The 19,410-nt window shown below is 66.8% G+C and carries 19 protein-coding genes; 13 read left to right on the plus strand and 6 right to left on the minus strand.

The features are described from left to right. Positions 1-85 precede the first annotated feature (85 nt). Positions 86-1,099 (plus strand): Acg family FMN-binding oxidoreductase, encoded by a 1,014-nt coding sequence (locus AC5Y4D_RS05345; protein WP_500036582.1) that lies wholly within the window; start codon positions 86-88, stop codon positions 1,097-1,099. On the opposite strand, the gene AC5Y4D_RS05350 is transcribed toward AC5Y4D_RS05345, so the two are convergent. The 3 genes from AC5Y4D_RS05350 to AC5Y4D_RS05360 are packed head-to-tail and all read right to left on the minus strand — an operon-like array spanning position 1,079 to position 4,243. Beyond that, entirely contained in the window at positions 1,079-2,779 is a 1,701-nt protein-coding gene (locus AC5Y4D_RS05350) for a GAF domain-containing sensor histidine kinase (protein WP_500036583.1), read from the minus strand. The two genes, AC5Y4D_RS05345 and AC5Y4D_RS05350, sit on opposite strands and share 21 nt — an antisense overlap. Then, positions 2,772-3,422, minus strand: coding sequence for a hypoxia response regulator transcription factor DosR/DevR (gene dosR / locus AC5Y4D_RS05355; RefSeq protein ID WP_499946363.1), 651 nt, complete (start codon positions 3,420-3,422; stop codon positions 2,772-2,774). The genes AC5Y4D_RS05350 and dosR overlap by 8 nt, the downstream gene beginning before the upstream one ends. A 23-nt stretch (positions 3,423-3,445) precedes the next feature. After that, the gene (locus AC5Y4D_RS05360) at positions 3,446-4,243 is read right to left on the minus strand and encodes a universal stress protein (RefSeq protein WP_500036584.1); all 798 of its coding nucleotides are present in this window, start codon (positions 4,241-4,243) and stop codon (positions 3,446-3,448) included. A 231-nt stretch (positions 4,244-4,474) separates the two neighbouring features. On the opposite strand from AC5Y4D_RS05360, the gene AC5Y4D_RS05365 reads away from it, so the two are divergent. From AC5Y4D_RS05365 to AC5Y4D_RS05375, 3 genes are read left to right on the plus strand one after another with little or no spacing between them, the layout of a single operon-like run. Further along, positions 4,475-6,805 carry a nitric-oxide reductase large subunit gene (locus tag AC5Y4D_RS05365; protein ID WP_500036585.1) on the plus strand — a complete coding sequence of 777 codons (2,331 nt, stop codon included), beginning with the start codon at positions 4,475-4,477 and terminating at the stop codon, positions 6,803-6,805. A 3-nt stretch (positions 6,806-6,808) separates the two neighbouring features. Continuing rightward, the gene (locus AC5Y4D_RS05370; protein WP_500036586.1) at positions 6,809-7,432 is read left to right on the plus strand and encodes a hypothetical protein; all 624 of its coding nucleotides are present in this window, start codon (positions 6,809-6,811) and stop codon (positions 7,430-7,432) included. Next, positions 7,429-8,226 carry a slipin family protein gene (locus AC5Y4D_RS05375; protein ID WP_500036587.1) on the plus strand — a complete coding sequence of 266 codons (798 nt, stop codon included), beginning with the start codon at positions 7,429-7,431 and terminating at the stop codon, positions 8,224-8,226. Before AC5Y4D_RS05370 ends, AC5Y4D_RS05375 begins: the two co-directional genes overlap by 4 nt. Here AC5Y4D_RS05375 and AC5Y4D_RS05380 read toward each other — a convergent pair. After that, entirely contained in the window at positions 8,214-8,591 is a 378-nt protein-coding gene (locus AC5Y4D_RS05380; RefSeq protein ID WP_500036588.1) for a hypothetical protein, read from the minus strand. The genes AC5Y4D_RS05375 and AC5Y4D_RS05380 overlap by 13 nt on opposite strands. A 41-nt stretch (positions 8,592-8,632) precedes the next feature. Further along, positions 8,633-8,977, minus strand: a complete 345-nt coding sequence (locus tag AC5Y4D_RS05385; protein ID WP_500036589.1) for a hypothetical protein — start codon at positions 8,975-8,977, stop codon at positions 8,633-8,635. 23 nt (positions 8,978-9,000) lie between these two features. On the opposite strand from AC5Y4D_RS05385, the gene hisN reads away from it, so the two are divergent. The 3 genes from hisN to AC5Y4D_RS05400 all read left to right on the plus strand — a co-directional run bounded on the left by hisN (position 9,001) and on the right by AC5Y4D_RS05400 (position 12,492). Then, entirely contained in the window at positions 9,001-9,786 is a 786-nt protein-coding gene (hisN, locus tag AC5Y4D_RS05390) for a histidinol-phosphatase (RefSeq protein ID WP_500036590.1), read from the plus strand. 76 nt (positions 9,787-9,862) lie between these two features. After that, entirely contained in the window at positions 9,863-11,254 is a 1,392-nt protein-coding gene (locus AC5Y4D_RS05395; protein WP_500036591.1) for an acyl-CoA dehydrogenase family protein, read from the plus strand. A gap of 35 nt (positions 11,255-11,289) precedes the next feature. After that, positions 11,290-12,492, plus strand: coding sequence for an acyl-CoA dehydrogenase family protein (locus AC5Y4D_RS05400; RefSeq protein ID WP_499946371.1), 1,203 nt, complete (start codon positions 11,290-11,292; stop codon positions 12,490-12,492). Between the two features lie 5 nt (positions 12,493-12,497). Here AC5Y4D_RS05400 and AC5Y4D_RS05405 read toward each other — a convergent pair whose 3' ends face one another. After that, the gene (locus AC5Y4D_RS05405) at positions 12,498-13,028 is read right to left on the minus strand and encodes a GNAT family N-acetyltransferase (protein WP_499946372.1); all 531 of its coding nucleotides are present in this window, start codon (positions 13,026-13,028) and stop codon (positions 12,498-12,500) included. 144 nt (positions 13,029-13,172) lie between these two features. Here AC5Y4D_RS05405 and AC5Y4D_RS05410 point away from each other — a divergent pair, with 144 nt between their 5' ends. The 6 genes from AC5Y4D_RS05410 to AC5Y4D_RS05435 all read left to right on the plus strand — a co-directional run bounded on the left by AC5Y4D_RS05410 (position 13,173) and on the right by AC5Y4D_RS05435 (position 19,402). After that, on the plus strand, positions 13,173-14,144 hold the full coding sequence (locus AC5Y4D_RS05410) for an NADPH:quinone oxidoreductase family protein (RefSeq protein WP_499946373.1): 972 nt from the start codon (positions 13,173-13,175) through the stop codon (positions 14,142-14,144). A 258-nt stretch (positions 14,145-14,402) separates the two neighbouring features. After that, positions 14,403-15,512 carry a homogentisate 1,2-dioxygenase gene (locus tag AC5Y4D_RS05415; protein WP_499946396.1) on the plus strand — a complete coding sequence of 370 codons (1,110 nt, stop codon included), beginning with the start codon at positions 14,403-14,405 and terminating at the stop codon, positions 15,510-15,512. Beyond that, entirely contained in the window at positions 15,509-16,684 is a 1,176-nt protein-coding gene (locus AC5Y4D_RS05420; RefSeq protein ID WP_499946374.1) for an alpha/beta hydrolase family protein, read from the plus strand. Before AC5Y4D_RS05415 ends, AC5Y4D_RS05420 begins: the two co-directional genes overlap by 4 nt. Beyond that, positions 16,681-17,886, plus strand: coding sequence for a CaiB/BaiF CoA transferase family protein (locus AC5Y4D_RS05425; protein ID WP_500036592.1), 1,206 nt, complete (start codon positions 16,681-16,683; stop codon positions 17,884-17,886). Before AC5Y4D_RS05420 ends, AC5Y4D_RS05425 begins: the two co-directional genes overlap by 4 nt. After that, entirely contained in the window at positions 17,883-18,779 is an 897-nt protein-coding gene (locus AC5Y4D_RS05430) for a hydroxymethylglutaryl-CoA lyase (RefSeq protein WP_500036593.1), read from the plus strand. Before AC5Y4D_RS05425 ends, AC5Y4D_RS05430 begins: the two co-directional genes overlap by 4 nt. After that, the gene (locus AC5Y4D_RS05435) at positions 18,779-19,402 is read left to right on the plus strand and encodes a TetR/AcrR family transcriptional regulator (RefSeq protein WP_500036594.1); all 624 of its coding nucleotides are present in this window, start codon (positions 18,779-18,781) and stop codon (positions 19,400-19,402) included. The genes AC5Y4D_RS05430 and AC5Y4D_RS05435 overlap by 1 nt, the downstream gene beginning before the upstream one ends. Positions 19,403-19,410 lie beyond the last annotated feature (8 nt).

Here is a 19,410-nt window from a genome sequence, read left to right on the forward strand (position 1 = left end):
GGCTTGCGCCTCTGGCCGTCGCGGTGATCGACAGACGATCCTTGGATGAACGACCCCGGTGATCGACAGGAGGAGCCCGGCGACCATGAACGTGTCATTTCCGGATGCCGGCACGCTGCGGACGGTTCTCACCCTGGCCACCCGTGCGCCGTCGATCCACAACACGCAACCGTGGCGCTGGCGGGTGGGCGCTGACACGCTGCAATTGTTCGCCGAACCCGACATGCAACTGCAGAGCACCGATCCCGACGGCCGCGACCTGATCATCAGTTGCGGTGTCGCGCTGCATCATTGCGTGGTGGCACTGGCCTCGATGGGATGGCACGCCAAGGTGAGCCGCCTGCCCGACCCGGACAACCCCCGCCACCTGGCCACCGTCGAGGTGGTGCCACAGGCTCCGGACCAGACCGACATCGCACTGGCGGCGGCCATTCCGCGGCGGCGCACCGATCGGCGTGCCTACAGTTCCTGGCCGGTGCCGGGGGGCGATATCGCCCAGATGGCCGCCCGGGCCGCGCGCTGCGGGGTGATGCTTCGTCAGGTGGATAGCGTGCAGCGGATGAAAGATATTGTGGCGCGGGCTGTTTGGGACCACGCGACCGACGAAGCTTACATGCGGGAACTCACCACATGGAGCGGCCGGTACGGCTCGGTGGCTGGGGTTCCGGCCCGCAACGCCCCACCGTCGGACCCCGACGCCCCGATCCCGGGCCGGCTGTTCGCCGGCGCCGGGCTGGCGCAACCGTCAGGCGTCTCCCCAGCCGACGACAGCGCCGCAGTGCTGGCGCTGGGGACCGAAAGCGACGACCGGCTGGCGCGGTTGCGCGCGGGTGAGGCCACCAGCGTGGTGCTGTTGAGCGCCACCGCGATGGGCTTGGCTTGCTGTCCGATCACCGAGCCGTTGGAGATTCCCGAGACCCGTGCCGCAGTGCGCTCAGATGTGTTCGGCGCCAGCGGTTTTCCGCAGATGCTGTTGCGGGTGGGATGGGCACCGATCAACGCCGACCCGCTCCCGGCCACCCCGCGGCGTCGTCTGGTCCGCGTCGTGGACTGGCCCGGCCAGCAACTGGAGGAACCGCTATTGGAGGAGCGGCGCTGACCAGCGCAGCAGCGTGCCACCGGAAGACTGGTTCGCGACGGAGAAGTCGCCGCCGACCTCCTCGGCACGTCGACGCAGGTTGGTCAGGCCGCTGGCGGTGAAATCCTGCGGCATTCCGCGGCCGTTGTCGCTGACCTCGATGCACAGATCGTCTTCGACCCTGATCCGCACCGTCACCATGCCGGCCTGCGCGTGCCGGGCGGCATTGCTGACCGCTTCCCGGACCACCGCTTCGGCGTGATCGGCCAACCCGCCGTCGACCACCGACAGCGGACCGACGTACTGGACCGTGGTACGCAACCCGGATCCGCCGAATTGCCCGACGGCGGCGTCGATCCGTTGCCGCAACCGGGTGATGCCCTGAGAGGACCCGTGCAGGTCGAAGATGGCGGTCCGGATCTCCTGGATGACCGCCTGCAGATCGTCGATAGACTCCGAAAGCCGCTGCTGCACTTCGGGTTCGCGGGTGCGCGGCACCGCGCCCTGCAACGACAGGCCCACCGCGAACAGGCGCTGGATCACGTGATCGTGCAGATCCCGGGCGATCCGGTCGCGGTCGGTGAGCACGTCGAGCTCACGCATCCGGCGCTGCGAGGTGGCCAGCTGCAGAGCCAGCGCCGCCTGGTCGGCGAAGGCGGCCATCATCTCGAGTTGTTCGTCGGTGAACGATCCCGGACTACCGTGGCGCAGCAGAACCACCACCCCGGCGACGGTGTCGGTGTCCCCGGCGCGCAGCGGCAACAGCAGAGCCGGCCCCGCGTAGGCCAAGCCGTCGAGGTCGATCCGGTCGACCTGGCGCGGCGCGCTGTCGACCAACACCTCGCCGACGGCCGACCCCGCCACCGGAATGGTCTTTCCGGCAACGGCATTCGCCGGGCTGCCGACGGTCTCGATGACCAGCATCTCGGCGACGTCGGGGGCCGGCAGGCTCTCGTCGAGCGGTACGGCGACCAAGGCGGCGTCGGCGTCGGTCAGCTTGAGCGCCTCCTCGGCAACCAGCCGGAACACCGTCGAAGGTTCGGCGCCAGAGAGCAATTCGGTGGCGATGTCGCGGGTGGCCTCGATCCAGGACTGGCGCGTGGTGGCCTGCTGGTAGAGGCGCGCATTGGTGATGGCAATGCCCGCCGCCGCGGCCAGCGCTTGCACCAGCACCTCGTCGTCGTCGCTGAACGGTTGCCCGTTGGTCTTGTCGGTCAGATACAGGGTGCCGACGGATTCGTCGCGGACCCGCACCGGAACTCCGAGGAAGGTCCGCATGGACGGGTGATTGGGCGGGAAGCCCACCGACGCAGGGTGCTGCGAGAGATCGTCCAGCCGTAGCGGTTTGGGTTCGTCGATGAGCAGACGGATCAGACCGAGACCCTCGGGTAGGTGCCCGATACTCCGGACGGTCTCCTCGTCGATGCCCTCGTAGACGAAATGCAGCACCCGGTTGTCCCGGCCGTGCACCTCCAGTGCGCCGTAGCGGGCGTCGACCAGATTGGTCGCCGAGTGCACGATCGAGCGCAGGGTGGCATTGACTTCTAGCCCCGAGGTGACCACCAGCATGGCATCCAGCAGACCGTCGAGCCGATCGCGGCCTTCCACGATCTGTTCGACCCGATCCTGCACCTCGGCCAACAACTCACGCAGACGCAGCCCGGACAGCGTCTGGCGCAACGGATGCATGTCGTTATCCATTGCCAGGCGGCCGGGACCGTTTCAATTCCGTTGCGAATACCGCGGCTTGGGTTCGGCGCTCCATACCCAGCTTCGCCAGCAACCGCGACACGTAGTTCTTCACCGTTTTCTCGGCGAGAAACATGCGGTCCGCGATCTGCTTGTTGGTCAGGCCTTCGCTGAGCAGACTCAGCAACGTCCGCTCCTGGTCGGTCAGGCCCGACAGCGGGTCCGGCCGTTCGGTGGCATCTCGCAACTTGGACATCAACGCCGCCGCGGCGCGATTGTCCAGCAGCGACCGGCCCGCACCCACGTCTTTGACGGCGCGCGCCAATTCCATCCCCTTGATGTCCTTGACCACGTAGCCACTCGCCCCGGCCAGGATCGCATCGAGCATCGCCTCGTCGGACGTGTACGAGGTGAGGATGAGGCATCGCAGTTCGGGCATGCGGGACAACAGATCACGGCACAGTTCGATGCCGTTGCCGTCCGGCAACCGCACATCGAGGACCGCCACGTCGGGGTTGGCCGCCGGTATCCGGGCCATCGCTTCGGCGACCGAGCCGGCCTCACCGACGACGTCGAGTTCGGGGTCGGCGCCCAGCAGGTCGATCAGTCCGCGGCGGACCACTTCGTGGTCGTCGACCAAGAAGACCTTTACCAAGGCTGCACTCCCCTTTGGCGTCACTACAAGTTGCCGCACCGCACAGTCAGTACCGACGATCCCGCGTTGTACACGCTGCACACCTGCGCCGCGTGGGCATCGGTGACGAACAGTTGCCCCGGAGCGCCGTGGTGGGCCATATACCGGCCGGCATGTCCACCCACGATGGCCGACTCGATCCTGACGTCGGGATACAGCCGGGTCCAGCGCGCCAACCGCCGATCCAATTGCGCTTGGGCCAAATGGCTTCCGTCGTCGGATCCCCGGGCGCAGGCAGCACGCACGGAGATGGCGCGCAGCGGAACCTCACGCAGCCGGGCCTCCTCGAAGGCGTGTCGCAACACGGAACCATTGTCCACTTCGGCGACGACGCGCCCGATCTGGGGGGTTGACGCGTCGTCGGGCGCACGGTGGATCACCGCCACCGGGCACAGCGCCGACCCGGCCAGGGCACCCGCAACCGACCCTTTGCCGCACCGGGCGTGATTGACTCCCATCGAGCCGACGCAGATCATCGCGGCCGACCGCGATTCGGCCATCAACTTGTTCAATGGTTTGCCCCAAAGGATCTCGGTTTCCATCGTGACCCGGGCGTCGGTCGCCTCGACCGCCCGATAAGCGTCATAGAGCGCCGTACGGGCGACGGACTGGCGCGCGTCGACGTCATCGCCGACGGAGGCGTACGCGGGGTCTATGACGTAGATCAGTCGCAGCGGGATGTCGCGGCTGACCGCCTCGTCGACCGCCCACAGAGCCGCGTGCAGCGCCGCCTTCGACCCGTCTATACCGACGACGACGGCCGGAGCTTCGAAGCTGTTCATCGCCGTCTCCCTTCAGTTCGATCCGTTCGGCTAATCCGAACGTATTGCCGGGCGGACGGCGTTTACAGAGGAATTGGTCCCCGGGACAGGGCCATTGGTCCCGGAAAATGGGTGGGGATGACCTCTTGCCAGCGTGCCGAATCCAGAATTGGATGTTGATAGGCACACACACCCAGCCCGTGCGTGAGATGCCTGGCGAATCCAGCCCACCGTCCAGACAGGAGTCCCTGAATGGCTGTGCAAGAAGTCCCGTCCTCCACTAATCCGCGTGATCCGTCGCCGAAGCCACTGGTGGGCAGGGGGTGGATTCAGGGCGTCGCGCTGGTGATGATCTTCGGGTTCTTCGTCATGGGAATCCTGGCCTACCGCACCTACACGGCGGCGATGCCGATGCCGGACAAGGTGGTCACCGAGTCGGGACAGGTGTTGTTCACCGGGGAAGACATCACCAAAGGCCAAGAGATCTACCAGGCCCGCGGTCTGATGGAGTACGGATCGGTACTGGGTCACGGCGCTTATCTGGGCCCCGATTACACGGCCGACTATCTGCGGATGGCCACCGACGACGTCGCGAACCAATTCCGCGCCGAAGGTGTCACCGAGCCGCGTGAGCGGGTGGTCAACGAATTCCGCACCAACCGCTACAACGCCGAAGACAAGACGCTGGTATTCACCAACCGGCAGGCCGCGGCGTTCGACCACATCCAGAATCACTACGCCGAGATCCTCGGGGAGAACTCCACCAAGTACGGCCTGCTGCCCGAGCTGATCACCGACAAGACCCAGATCCGCCAGCTCACCGCGTTCTACGCCTGGACGGCGTGGGCGGCGGCGGCCGAACGCCCCGGCCACAAGTACTCCTACACCAACAACTGGCCGTCCGAGCAGCGCGTCGACAACGGCCCGACCGCATCGGTGATCGTGTGGTCGGCGCTGTCACTGATCGCACTGCTGGGCGGCATCGGCATCATGTTCGCCGTCTACGGACGGTGGAGCCAGAAGGTGGGTTGGCACGGCGCCGAGTCGTCCACCCTGTCGTTCCGCCAACCCGGGCAGGTGGGCCTGACTCCCGCTCAACGGGCCTGTGTGTGGTTCTTCGCGGTGGTGGCGGTGCTGTTCCTGGTGCAGACGCTGCTGGGCGCGGCGGCCGAGCACTACCGGGCCGACCTGTCGACGTTCTTCGGCATCGACCTGGCCCGCATACTGCCGTACAACCTGGCCCGGACCTGGCACCTGCAACTGGCTTTGTTCTGGACCGCGGCCGCCTTCCTGGCCGGCGGCATCTTCTTGGTGCCGTTCATCGCCCGCCGCGAGCCGAAGCGTCAGGCGACGCTGGCCTACGTGCTGCTGGGCGCGGTCGCACTGGTGGTGTTCGGATCGATGATCACCGAGGCGCTGTCCATCTACGGTGTGATCCCCGAAGGTGGGCTGTTCTCCCAGCAGTGGGAGTACCTGGATTTGCCGCGGCTGTGGCAGATTCTGCTGATCGTCGGGATGTTCGTGTGGATCGCGATCATCTGGCGCGGCATGCGGGCCCGGCTCAAGGGCGAGTCGAAGATGAACATGCCCTGGCTGTTCTTCTTCTCCGGACTGGCGATCCCGGTGTTCTACACCGTCGGTCTGCTGGCCGGCAGCGACACCCACTACACCGTCGCCGACTTCTGGCGGTTCTGGGTGGTGCACCTGTGGGTCGAGGACTTCCTCGAGCTGTTCACCACGGTGATGGTGGCCTACATGTTCGTGCTGCTGGGAGTGGTGCGTGAACGCATCGCGCTGGGCGTGATCTTCCTCGACGTCATCCTGTACTCCGCAGGCGGCGTCATCGGCACCATGCACCATCTGTACTTCTCCGGTACCCCGGTGGAGCACATGGCGCTCGGGGCGTTCTTCTCCGCGGCCGAGGTCATTCCGCTGACCTTCCTGACGGTCGAGGCGTGGGCGTTCCTGCAGTTGGGTTCGCGCCAGCAGTCCGGCGACGCCAACCCGTTCCCGCACCGCTGGGCGGTGATGTTCCTGGTGGCGGTGGGCTTCTGGAACTTCCTGGGTGCCGGCATCTTCGGGTTCCTGATCAACCTGCCGGTGGTGTCCTACTACCAGATCGGCACCGCGCTGACCGCCAACCACGGCCACGCGGCCATGATGGGCGTGTACGGAATGCTCGCCGTCGGGCTGGCCATGTTCGCGTTCCGCTACGTGATCCCGGCCGACAAGTGGCCGGAGAAGCTGGCCCGAATCTCGTTCTGGTGCATGAACATCGGCTTGGCCTGGATGGTGTTCGTCACGCTGCTGCCGCTGGGTGTGATGCAACTGTTCCACTCGGTCAACGACGGCTACTACGAGGCGCGGTCGCTGGGCTACATCACCAAGCCGGGCAACGCGGTGCTGGAGTGGCTGCGTATGCCCGGAGACCTGATCCTGATCGTGGGCGGAGTATTGCCATTCGTGTGGATCGCGTTGCTGGCACTGCGCAACTTCCGGTCCGGCACCACCGTCGAGGAACTGCCCGAGCACCCGCTGTACACCGAGAACACCACGGTGGAGCCGGCAGTGGCGAAGGACTGATCGGTGGCACCACCCGCGACCTCGGTATGGCTGATTGCCGGTTACTCGCTGATACTGCTGGCCGTCGGGTGGTGCTTCGACGCGATGGCACGGCACGCCTCGGCGCGGGCGGCGGCCTGGCGCACCGGGCAGTTCCGCTACCGCCCGGACCATGACGCCTGGGTGTGTCCGCAGGATCACTGGCTGTGGCCGACGTCGTTCGATCCCAAGCACCGGGTGATGCGCTACCGGGCGCTGCCGGTGGTGTGCAACAGTTGCCCGGTCAAATCGTCCTGCACCTCCTCCGAGCACGGCCGGGAGATCAGCCGGGACGTCGATCCGTGGCCGCATTCCGAAGCGGGCCGGTTCCACCGCGGAATCGCCTGCAGCGTGGCCGCATTCGGGATCGTGTTGCCGCTGGCGATGCTGATCGCCAATCATTCCGCGGCCGACGTGCTGGTACTGGCGGGCACCATCGTGGTGGTAGCGCTGTTGGGTGCGCCACTGGCCCGCCACTTTTGGAACACCCCGGCCAACGCGCCGGACCATCTGCCCCACCGCACCGCGATCGAGGATCAGGTGGCCGCCGCGGTCGACCGCTACTCGACCCGCTGGGGGGGCTGGGAAGGCAAGGAGGACAAGACATGACCGGTGCGGTGCTGGGGGTTGCCGCCGTCGGGATAGTGCTGTTGGGTGTGCTGGCCGTGCTGTCGCTGGCCGTGCTGCGCGAATACGAACGCGGCGTGGTGTTCCGGATGGGTCACGTGCGACCGCTGTATCAGCCCGGCCTGCGTTTCTTGGTTCCGTTGTTGGACAAGATGATCCGAGTCGACCAGCGGTTGGTGACTTTGACCATCCCGCCGCAGGAGGTGATCACCCGCGACAACGTGCCGGCGCGAGTGAACGCCGTGGTCATGTTTTCGGTGACCGATCCGCTGAAAGCGATTCTGGCAGTGGAGAACTACGCGGTGGCCACCTCGCAGATCGCGCAGACGACATTGCGGTCGTTGCTGGGACGCGTCGACCTGGACACCCTGCTGGCCCATCGCGAAGACCTCAACAGTGACCTGCGCACCATCATCGAGAAGATGACCGAGCCGTGGGGTGTGCAGGTGCGCGTGGTGGAGATCAAGGACGTCGAGATCCCCGAGTCGATGCAGCGCGCCATGGCGCGCGAAGCCGAAGCCGAACGGGAGCGTCGCGCGAAGGTGATCAACGCACGCGGCGAACTACAGGCGTCCGAGGAGCTGCGCGAGGCGGCCGAGACCCTTTCCAAGAGTCCGGCGTCGCTGCAGTTGCGTTATCTCCAAACGCTGCTGGAGTTGGGCGCGGACCAGAACTCGACGGTGGTCTTCCCGCTGCCCGTCGACATCATCACGCCGTTCCTGCGCAATCCGGACGCGTTGCGGGGCGTGATCGACAACGTCAATCACCACCACTGATTGTCGAACAGCTCGCCCGGCGGCCCGGGCGCGGCGAAGCGCCAATTGTCCGGGTTCTTCCGTGAGTACGTCACGGGGAATTGTTGTCCGGTCGCCGGCCACTCCGCACCGTCGCGGACGATCAAGCACTGGTACACGGCATGCTCGTTGACCGTGGGACCGCTGACGACACCGGCAATGGTGAGGAACCGCTCACCGTTGGAATCGGGTGAGCCTGTGCTCACCCCGGTCACCAGCAACGTACCGTCGGCCACCGCAGCGCCCAGTCCGCCGGGAGCCTGGAGCACGCGCGACCACCGCGACTGCCGGTAGGCCACCACCGCTACCAACACTGCCAGCAGCAACAATGCCGTGATCGCCCACACGAATGGTCATGCTACGGCTGCTGCCATGGGCCGGACCAGCATTACTCGTCCACCGCTTCCGGTGGTTCGGACGGCGCGAAACTCCAATTGTCCGGATTGTTCGGTGAGTACACGACGGGAAGCTGTTGTCCCATCACCGGCCAGGGCGTGCCGTCGCCGACGACCATGCGGCCATGGACGGCGTGCTCGTTGACCGTGGGTCCGTTGATGACCCCGGAAATCGTGACGAACTGTTGTCCGCCGTCATCGGGCAACCCGGCGCTGACCCCGGTGACCAGCAGCGTGCCGCTGGCCAGCGCGCCCCGCGGCCCTGGCCGCATGAACCGCGGCACGATGAGCGCCAACAGCACGGCCACCAGCAACAGCAGCACCATGAATTCCCACACAAGGCCATGGTAGGACTGCTGACATGGGCGAAGACCTGCAGTTCGCACTGGCGCTGGCCGACCGTGCCGACGCCTTGACCCGTGACCGCTTCGGCGCACTCGATTTGCACATCGACACCAAGCCCGATTTGACCCCGGTGACCGACGCCGACCGCACCGTGGAAACCGAGCTGCGAGAAGCGATCGCGGTCGGGCGGCGCGGCGACGACGTGCTGGGCGAGGAGTTCGGCGGGACGGCAACGTTGCGCGGACGGCAGTGGGTGATCGACCCGATCGACGGCACCAAGAACTTCGTGCGCGGGGTTCCGGTGTGGGCCACCCTGATCGCGCTACTCGAGGACGGCGTCCCGGTCGTCGGCGTGGTGAGTGCTCCCGCCTTGCAGCGCCGGTGGTGGGCCGCGCATGGCCAGGGCGCGTTCGCGTCGGCCAACGACGCCGCACCCCGTCGGCTGTCGGTTTCGGCTGTGGCAGAACTGGATTCGGCCAGCCTGTCGTTCTCCAGCCTGTCCGGGTGGGCAGCACTGGGACTTCGCGACAACTTCCTCGAACTGACCGACGCGGTCTGGCGGGTGCGCGCCTACGGCGATTTTCTGTCCTATTGCCTGCTGGCCGAGGGGGCCGTCGACATCGCCGCGGAGCCGGAAGTGTCGGTCTGGGATCTGGCCGCGCTGGACATCGTGGTACGCGAGGCCGGCGGTCGCTTCACCAGTTTGGACGGCGCCGCCGGACCGCACGGCGGCAGCGCGGTCGCGACCAACGGTCTGCTGCATGACCGCGTGCTGAACAGCCTGCGCACCGCTGTGAATTAGCTAACACGGCGCTATCTATCTTACTCTGGAGTAAGATACGGTTATTCGCATCGCCCCAACGACCGAGGCTGCCGAAATGACCGACACTGCTTCAGATACCCCGCCGCGCGCCAAGAAGCGCCGGGACCGCCAGACCGCGATCGGTATGAGACCGCACAAGCGCACCGCGGTCGACGTGGCCATCGCGCTGATCACCCCGCTCGTCGGCCAGGAATTCCTGGACAAGTACCGCCTGCGGGACCCGCTCAACAAAGGCCTGCGCTCCGGCACGAAGGCGCTGTTCAGCACCACCACCACCGCCACCCGGCAGTTCAAACGGGTGCAGAGCCTGCGCGGCGGCCCGACCAGGCTGAAGTCCAGCGGCAAGAACTACTTCGACCTGACGCCCGACGACGACCAGCAGATGATCGTCGAAACCGTGCAGGAGTTCGCCGCCGAGATCCTGCGTCCGGCCGCCCACGACGCCGACGAAGCCGCCGCTTACCCCTCCGGGCTGATCACCAAGGCCGCCGAACTGGGCATCACCGCGATCAACATCCCCGAGGACTTCGACGGCATCGCCGAGCACCGCTCGGCCGTCACCAACGTGCTGGTGGCCGAGGCGTTGGCGTATGGCGACATGGGGCAGGCGCTGCCGATCCTGGCGCCCGGCGGCGTGGCCTCCGCGCTGACCCACTGGGGCAGCGCCGATCAGCAGGCGACCTACCTGAACGAGTTCGCCGGCGAGAACGTCCCGCAGGCCTGTGTGGCCATCGCCGAACCGCAGCCGCTGTTCGACCCGACCCGGCTCAAGACCACCGCGGTCCGAACCCCGTCCGGGTACCGCCTGGACGGCGTGAAGTCGTTGGTGCCGGCCGCGGCCGACGCCGAACTGTTCATCGTCGGCGCCCAACTCGACGGCAAGCCCGCGCTGTTCATCGTCGAATCGTCCGCCAACGGACTTACCGTCCGCCCCGACCCGAGCATGGGAATCCGCGCCGCGGCACTGGGACAGATTGAGCTGTCCGGGGTTTCGGTGCCGCTGCACGCCCGACTCGGCGAGGACGAGGCGAGCGACGCCGACTATTCCGAGGCGATCGCGCTGTCCCGGCTGGGCTGGGCGGCGCTGGCGGTCGGCACCTCGCACGCGGTGCTGGACTACGTCATCCCCTACGTCAAGGAACGGGAAGCCTTCGGCGAACCGGTCGCGCGTCGTCAAGCCGTCGCGTTCATGTGCGCCAACATCGCCATCGAGTTGGACGGGCTGCGGCTGATCACCTGGCGCGGCGCATCGCGCGCCGAGCAGGGCCTGCCGTTCGCCCGGGAAGCCGCGCTGGCCAAGCGGTTCGGCGCCGACAAGGGCATGCAGATCGGCCTGGACGGCGTGCAGCTGCTCGGCGGGCACGGCTACACCAAGGAGCACCCGGTCGAACGTTGGTACCGCGACCTACGCGCCATCGGCGTCGCCGAGGGCGTCGTCGTCATCTGAGTGGCCACCTGAACTTCTGAATCGAAAGATCAATCATGGCAATCAATCTCGAGCTACCGGGCAAGCTGCAGGCCGTCATCACCAAGACCCACCAGGGCGTCGCGGAGTTGGTCCGGCCGATCGCCCGCAAATACGACCTGAAAGAGCACGCCTACCCGGTCGAGCTCGACACCCTGATCAACCTCTTCGAGGGGGCGTCCGAGTCGTTCAGTTTCGCCGGCGCCGGTGAATTGCGCGGTGCGGAGAGCAAGGACGACAACCACAACGGCGCCAACATGGCCGCGCTGGTGCAGACCCTCGAAGCCAGCTGGGGTGACCTGGCGATGATGCTGTCCATCCCCTACCAGGGCCTGGGCAACGCGGCCATCTCCGCCGTCGCCACCGAGGAACAACTGGAACGCTTCGGCAAGGTGTGGGCCGCGATGGCCATCACCGAGCCGGGGTTCGGCTCGGACTCGGCCGCGGTGTCCACCACCGCCCGCCTCGACGGCGACGAGTACGTGATCAACGGCGAGAAGATCTTCGTCACCGCCGGTTCCCGCGCTACCCACATCGTGGTGTGGGCGACGCTGGACAAGTCGGTCGGACGCGCGGCCATCAAATCGTTCGTCGTGCCGCGCGAGCATCCCGGCGTCACCGTTGAACGCCTCGAGCACAAGCTGGGTATCAAGGGTTCGGACACCGCGGTGATCCGGTTCGACAACGCGCGCATCCCCAAGGACAACATCCTGGGCAATCCGGAAATCGAAGTGGGCAAGGGCTTTTCCGGTGTGATGGAGACCTTCGACAACACCCGGCCGATCGTCGCCGCGATGGCCGTCGGCGTCGGCCGGGCCGCACTGGAGGAAATCCGCAAGATCCTCTCCAATGCCGGCGTCGACATCGACTACGACCGGCCGGCGCACGCCCAGAGTGCGGCCGCTGCGGAGTTCCTGCGCATGGAATCGGACTGGGAGGCAAGCTATCTTCTGTCGCTGCGGGCAGCCTGGCAGGCCGACAACAGCATCCCCAACTCCAAGGAAGCGTCGATGAGTAAGGCCAAGGCCGGCCGAATGGCCACCGACGTCACCTTGAAGACGGTCGAATTAGCCGGCACCACCGGCTATTCCGAGCAGACACTGCTGGAGAAGTGGGGTCGCGACTCCAAGATCCTGGACATCTTCGAAGGCACCCAACAGATTCAGCAGCTGGTGGTCGCCCGGCGCCTGCTGGGCCTGTCCTCGGCCGAACTGAAGTAGCGGACTCAGCCGATCTCCGCCGGCGGGTCGACTTCGTCGTCGGGGTCCACCAGATCCAGTTCCCACCACTGCACGTCGTGCCAGGTGTCGAGCTTCCATCCGACCCGACGAAAAAGCCCGACCGGCTGGAACCCGAAGGCTTCGTGAAACGCGTTGCTGGCCTCGTTGGGCTGGGCGATGCAGGCGAATGCTCTGCGGAACCCATGTCCGGGAAGACGTTTGAGCAGTTCGGTGTACAGCAGCCGCCCGCCGCCCGATCGCTGGCGATCCTGCGCCAGATAGACGCTGGTCTCCACCACCCACCGGTAGGCCGAACGTGGATGAAACTGGCTCGCATAGGCATAGCCGGTGACAATCCCGTCGACCTCGAGCACCAGCCATTCGTAGCCGTCGACAGCGGCTTCGATGCGATCGGCCATGTCCTGCACCGTCGGCACTTCGGTTTCGAAGGTAATCGGAGTATCGAGCACATAGGGCCGGTAAATCTCGGCACACGCCGCAGCATCAGCAACGGTGGCGGTGCGAACCAACGACATCAGCCGGCCAGTCGCACAACGCCGCAGCGACCAAAAGGGAAGCGATCCACCGCTCGAGGTTAGCCCGAGACCGGCCTACCGCCCGGCGCCACCACGATGCGGAGTTCTAGATTGAGGCAGGCGGGAATCGACTTGGAGGTTGGCATGCGCGCGGCACAGGTGACTCGACTGGACGGTCCGGACGCGATCGAGGTGACAGACGTCGACGAACCCACCGGCGACGGCGTGGTGGTCGACGTGCACGCCGCCGGAGTGGCCTTCCCCGACGCGCTGCTCACCCGCGGTCTCTACCAGTACCGGCCGGATCCCCCGTTCGTGCTGGGTGCCGAGATCGCCGGAGTGGTCCGCTCGGCGCCCGACGGGGCGCACGTGCAAGCCGGCGACCGGGTCCTCGGACTGACCATGCTGACCGGGGCGATGGCCGAGGTCGCGGTGCTGGGCCCGGACCGGGTGTTCAAGCTGCCCGACAACGTCAGCTTCGAGGCGGGCGCCGGGGTGCTGTTCAACGACCTGACGGTGTACTTCGCGCTGAGTACCCGCGGCCGGTTGCAGACCGGTGAGACGGTGCTGGTGCACGGGGCCGCCGGTGGCATCGGCACGTCGGCGCTGCGCCTGGCGCCGGTGTTGGGCGCCTCCCGCGTCATCGCGGTGGTCAGCTCGGAAGAGAAAGGACAGATCGCGACGGCGGCCGGTGCCACCGATGTGGTGCTGGCCGACGGGTTCAAAGACGCGGTCAAAGAGCTCACCGACGGCCGCGGCGTCGACATCGTGGTGGACCCGGTGGGCGGCGACCGGTTCACCGATTCACTGCGTTCCCTGGCCCCGGCGGGACGGTTGCTGGTGATCGGCTTCACCGGTGGCGAGATCCCCACGGTGAAGGTAAACCGGTTGCTGCTCAACAACATCGACGTGGTCGGGGTCGGTTGGGGCGCGTGGGCAGGCAAGCATCCGGGTGCACTCGACGAACAGTGGGCTGCGTTGGAGGAACTGTTCGCCTCGGGCAAGCTGGCACCGCCGGAACCCGACGTGTACCCGTTGGCCGAGGCCGCCGCCGCGGTGGCGTCACTGGAGAACCGCTCGGCCAAGGGGAAAGTCGTACTGCGCATCCGCGACTAGAGCGTGCGCAGTTCGCGACGCGATTGATCCCGCGAGCGTCCGCAAATGTACGGCGCAGCACCGGTTTTCTGGCATTTTGGGGACCCTCGTGACCGAGAAGTCCCGGCGGCACCGCCTGTGCTTGCATCCCGGCAAAAGAGAAACTAATGTCACTTTTAGTTTTATGAGCCCGTCCCCGCGCGAGCAGACGCAAAATCGCACAATTTGGTCCGCAACCATGCGAGTTTGCGTCTGCTCGACAGAGTCTTGGAGGCCGCCGTGGAATCCTTCATTCACCTGCGCAAAGGCAGGACACCGAAACGCGTACACGCCGACCTCGACGGCCTCAAGGACGACGAACTCGGCCGCGGCGGATTCACCGGTCGCACCGCCAACATCTACCGCCGCCACGACCCCACCGCCTACCGCGCGGTGGGACCGTTGCGACCGGTGGACGTGCTGGCCGACCAGCTCAAACCCAGCGACGCCACCGATGCAGGCGGTGGACCGCTGCTGATGTTCAGCAACCCCGACTGCCGGGTGCTGCTGAGCCGCCGGCAGGAGGAGATGCCGTTCTACACCCGCCACGTCGACGGCGACCTGCTGTGCTTCGTGCACGACGGCGCCGGACTGCTGGAAACCGAGTTCGGCCCGCTGCGCTACCGGCCGGGCGACTGGGTGTACCTCCCGAAAGCGACCACCTGGCGCCAGATACCCGACGGCGAAACCACCTTGCTGATGATCGAGGCGACCGACGAGTTCCGGGTGCCGCCACCCGGTGCGCTGGGCCGGCACTTCCCGTTCGACCCGTCGCAGGCCGTGATCCCGGACCCGGTGGCGCTCGACGACGACGGCCGGGACGAGTACGAAGTGCGGCTGATCCATCGGGACATGCCGGATGCCGGGTCGACAACCACTCTTTATTACCAACACAATCCGATCGACGTCGAAGGCTGGCGCGGCGACAACTTCGCGTTCACCTTCAACATCGCCGACTACAACGTCGTCACCTCCGACAGCGTGCACCTGCCCCCGACCGTGCATCTGTTCATGCAGGCCACCGGCGTGTACGTGATGAACTTCCTGCCCAAACCCGCCGAGGGCATCCCCGGCACCGAACGAACCCCGTGGTATCACCGCAACGTCGACTACGACGAGATCGCGTTCTTCCACGGCGGCTCGCTGTACGGCATCCCGATGCCGCCGGGCCTGATCTCCCATGCGCCGCAAGGGGTTCACCACGGGGCGCCGGAGAAAGCTCGCGAACGGGCGCGCCGCAAGTTCGACGACTATCAACGGGTGGACTGGCAGGTGATCGCCATCGACACCCGGCGCCGGCTGACCCCGTCACCCGAAATACTCGCCAACGACCTAGGACAGCACCAGTGAAGTACGACTACGAGCGAATCCCCTATCTCGTTGCTTTCCAGAACCATTCGGCGGTACGAGACGTCTACGGCGGGGTGGCCGAGCTGACCGTCCTGGAGAGCTACCTGCTCAAGCCGAAGGACCGCCCGTCGGACACCGTGCTGGTCTTCATGCACCCGATCGGCGGCGGGGCCTACCTGCCGATGATCAACGCCCTGGCCCGGGCCGGTCACCATGTCATCTACTGCAACAGCCGGTTCCGCGGCACCGACTCCGCGCTACTGATGGAGAAGGTGGTCGAGGACCTCGGCGAATGCATCAAGGACGCCAAGAACCGGTTGGGTTACCAGAAAGTGGTCCTGGCCGGCTGGAGCGGCGGCGGCTCCCTGTCGGTGTTCTACCAGCAGCAGGCGCAGCACCCGACGATCACCTCCAGCCCGTCCGGGGACGGCCCCGACCTGACCAAGCTCGACCTGCCGCCCGCCGACGGAATCATGTTGCTGGCCGCGCACATCAGCCGCCACGGCACGCTGACCGAATGGCTGGATGCGTCGATCCTGGACGAATCCGATCCCAGCAACCGCGACCCCGAGCTGGACCTGTACAACCCGGACAACCCGAACCAACCGCCCTACAGCGAGGAGTTCCTGGTCCGCTACCGCAACGCGCAGATCGAACGCAACCGGCGCATCACCGCGTGGGCGAAAGACAAGCTGCAGGAGTTGAAGGCGGCGGGCCGCCCGGATGACGAGTTCGCTTTCGTTGTGCACGGCACCATGGCCGACCCGCGCTGGCTGGATCCCACCGTCGACCCCAACGAACGCACACCGGGCACCTGCTACCTGGGTGATCCGCAGGTGGTGAACATGAGCCCGGTCGGGCTGGCCCGGTTTTCCACCCTGCGCGGCTGGCTGTCGCAGTGGAGCTACGACGACGCCCGGGGCGACGGCGTGGCGTGCGGCAAGGACCTGGCGATCCCCGCATTGGTGATCGGTAACCTGGGCGACGACGCGTGCACACCCAGCCACACCCGGCGGCTTTTCGAGGCGATCGGGCACCCGGACAAGGAGATGTACGAAATCCCCGGCGCGACACACTATTACGTGGGACCCGACCAGCGTGACAAACTCCGCCAAGCCGTCGACATCGTCACCGACTGGCTGAACCGGCACGACTTCGCGAGCGCCGGATGACCTCCACCGGTCCGCTGGACGGCATCCGGGTGCTCGAACTCGGCACCTTGATCGCCGGCCCGTTCACCGGCCGCCTGCTCGGCGACATGGGCGCCGACGTCATCAAGGTGGAACCACCCGGCGCCCCCGACCCGTTGCGCACCTGGGGCCAGGCCGAAGTCGACGGACACCGCGTCTTCTGGACCGTGCACGCCCGCAACAAACGTGCCATCACCCTCGACCTGCGCAAGCCCCGCGGACGCGAGTTGTTCCTGGACCTCGTCGACAAGTCCGACATCATCGTCGAGAACTTCCGTCCGGGCACGCTGGAAAAATGGAACCTGGGCTACGACGTGCTCAGCGAACGCAATCCGGGCATCATCCTGGTCCGGGTGTCGGGTTACGGCCAGACCGGACCGGACGCCCACAAGGCGGGCTATGCCTCGGTCGCCGAGGCCGCCAGCGGGCTGCGGCACCTCAACGGCTTCCCCGGCGGTCCCCCGCCCCGGCTCGCGCTGTCCCTGGGCGACACCCTGGCCGGCATGTTCGGCGCGCAGGGCGCCCTGGCTGCGCTGCACCGCCGCGGCGTCACCGGTAAGGGTCAGGTCGTCGATGTCGCGCTGACCGAATCCTGTTTGGCCGTACAGGAATCCACGATTCCCGACTACGACGTCGGCGGCGTGGTGCGAGGGCCGTCGGGCACCCGGCTGGAAGGGATCGCCCCGTCCAACATCTACCGCAGCGCCGACGGCTCGTGGGTGGTGATCGCGGCCAACCAGGACACCGTGTTCGCCCGGTTGTGCAAGGCGATGGGACGCCCCGAACTCGTCACCGACGAACGATTCGACACCCACCGCGCCCGTGGCCGCAACCAGGACGAACTCGACGAGATCATCGGCGCCTGGGCTGCCGAGCGCCAGCCGGCTGACATCATCGAAACCCTTTCCGCCGCAGGGGTGATCGCCGGACCGATCAACACGGTCGCCGAGGTGGTCGACGACCCGCAACTGCGGGCGCGCGGCATGCTGGTGCCGCACTACGACGAGCGGGTCGGCCGGGAAGTGCTGGGCCCGGGAATCGTGCCGGTGCTCTCGGAATCCCCGGGTGCGGTCCGCAACGCCGGTCCGGCGCGGCCGGGGCAACACAACGAAGACGTCTACGCCGGCCTGCTGGGCAAGAGCGCCGACGACATCGCCCAATGGGTCGCCGAGGAGGTGTTGTGAACGCCCACATAGAGATTCGCGAAGTGGCACTGCGCGACGGCCTGCAGATCGAACAGCCGATCCCGTTGTCGGCCAAGCTGGAACTGCTGGCCGCCGTGGCGGCCACCGGGGTACGTGAGGTGGAAGCTACCGCGTTCGTCTCTCCGACGAAGGTGCCGTCGATGGCCGATGCCGCGGAGTTGGCCGCCGAACTGCACAACTTCCCCGGCATCGAATTCTCCGCCCTGGTGGCCAGTCCCAACGGCGCCAAACGCGCGATCGCGGCCGGACTGCGCTCGATCGAGTATGTGGTGGCCGCCAGCGACGCGTTCAGCCGGGCCAACGTCGGGCGCTCCAGCGCCGAGGCCACCGACCAGATCGGCGACATCGTCGCCATCGCCCACGACGGCGGCGCGGCCGTCGAGGTCATCGTCGCCACCGCGTGGGACTGCCCGTTCGACGGGCCCACCCCGGCGCAGCGCGTCCTGGACATCGGCGCTGCCGCGGTCTCGCACGGCGTGGACCGATTCTGCATCGCCGACACCATCGGCACCGCCACGCCGGGCCGGGTGAGTTCGCTGGTCGCGCAACTGAGTCCGGTCATCGCCGACCTGCCGCTGGGCGGGCACTTCCACAACACCCGCGGTTCCGGGCTGGCCAGCGCGTACGCCGCGGTCACCGCCGGCGTCACCCGCCTGGACGCGTCTGTTGGCGGCCTGGGCGGTTGCCCGTTCGCGCCGGGAGCCACCGGCAACATCGCGACCGAGGACCTGGTGTACCTGTTGACCGACAGCGGATTCGAGGTCGACGTGGACCTGGCGGCCGCCATCGCGGCGGCGGAGGTCGCGAGATCGGCTGTGGGGCATGACCTGCCCAGCGCATTGTTGCGCGCCGGAGACCGGATCCGCGGCTGATGCCCGCCGAGCTGGTGAGCGCCAAGGGGCGACAGACCCGTCAGGCCATCGAGCTGGCGGCCCGGAAGCTGTTCGCCGAGCGTGGTTTTCACGGCACCACGCTGGCTGACATCACCTCGGCGGCGGGCAGGTCCTCGGCGGTGTTCTACCGGTATTTCACCGACAAGGAAGACCTGCTGGCCGCGCTGGCGGAGTCGTTTTTGCACGACGTCGTCGAACCATCGGGATCCAGCGTCGACCTGCCCTCCTCCCCCGACGACGACACGTTCTTCACCACGACCGTCACCGGCTACTGGAACATGTTCAAACAGAACATCGGCATCATGATCGCGGTGGCCCAGCTGGCCGCGACTCAGCAGCGATTTGCCAAGGTGCAGAACGACTTCCGCCGGTTCGGCATGGATATCGTGGCGGCATCGGTCCACCGCGCCCAGGAGCAGGGGTACGGCACCGAACTGAACCCGGAACACACCGCGGCGGCCATTGCCCTGCTGTTCGAGAACTTCACCACGGTGTTCGTCGGCAAGCCAGACCCCCGAAAAGGACTCGGCGTCACGATCACCGACGAAGACGCCATCGCCCTGCTGTCGCGGATCTGGAAGAAAACCCTGTACGGAAAGTAAGGATTGCA

Source organism: Mycobacterium sp. NGS67 (assembly GCF_059812185.1).

What these genes read in the sequence shown, in the direction of transcription:
- AC5Y4D_RS05345 (WP_500036582.1), top strand. Translation starts at nt 86, where the DNA reads ATGAACGTGTCATTTCCGGATGCCGGCACGCTGCGGACGGTTCTCACC.
- AC5Y4D_RS05350 (WP_500036583.1), bottom strand. Translation starts at nt 2,779, where the DNA reads ATGGATAACGACATGCATCCGTTGCGCCAGACGCTGTCCGGGCTGCGT.
- AC5Y4D_RS05360 (WP_500036584.1), bottom strand. Translation starts at nt 4,243, where the DNA reads ATGAACAGCTTCGAAGCTCCGGCCGTCGTCGTCGGTATAGACGGGTCG.
- AC5Y4D_RS05365 (WP_500036585.1), top strand. Translation starts at nt 4,475, where the DNA reads ATGGCTGTGCAAGAAGTCCCGTCCTCCACTAATCCGCGTGATCCGTCG.
- AC5Y4D_RS05375 (WP_500036587.1), top strand. Translation starts at nt 7,429, where the DNA reads ATGACCGGTGCGGTGCTGGGGGTTGCCGCCGTCGGGATAGTGCTGTTG.
- hisN (WP_500036590.1), top strand. Translation starts at nt 9,001, where the DNA reads ATGGGCGAAGACCTGCAGTTCGCACTGGCGCTGGCCGACCGTGCCGAC.
- AC5Y4D_RS05395 (WP_500036591.1), top strand. Translation starts at nt 9,863, where the DNA reads ATGACCGACACTGCTTCAGATACCCCGCCGCGCGCCAAGAAGCGCCGG.
- AC5Y4D_RS05400 (WP_499946371.1), top strand. Translation starts at nt 11,290, where the DNA reads ATGGCAATCAATCTCGAGCTACCGGGCAAGCTGCAGGCCGTCATCACC.
- AC5Y4D_RS05405 (WP_499946372.1), bottom strand. Translation starts at nt 13,028, where the DNA reads ATGTCGTTGGTTCGCACCGCCACCGTTGCTGATGCTGCGGCGTGTGCC.
- AC5Y4D_RS05410 (WP_499946373.1), top strand. Translation starts at nt 13,173, where the DNA reads ATGCGCGCGGCACAGGTGACTCGACTGGACGGTCCGGACGCGATCGAG.
- AC5Y4D_RS05425 (WP_500036592.1), top strand. Translation starts at nt 16,681, where the DNA reads ATGACCTCCACCGGTCCGCTGGACGGCATCCGGGTGCTCGAACTCGGC.
- AC5Y4D_RS05435 (WP_500036594.1), top strand. Translation starts at nt 18,779, where the DNA reads ATGCCCGCCGAGCTGGTGAGCGCCAAGGGGCGACAGACCCGTCAGGCC.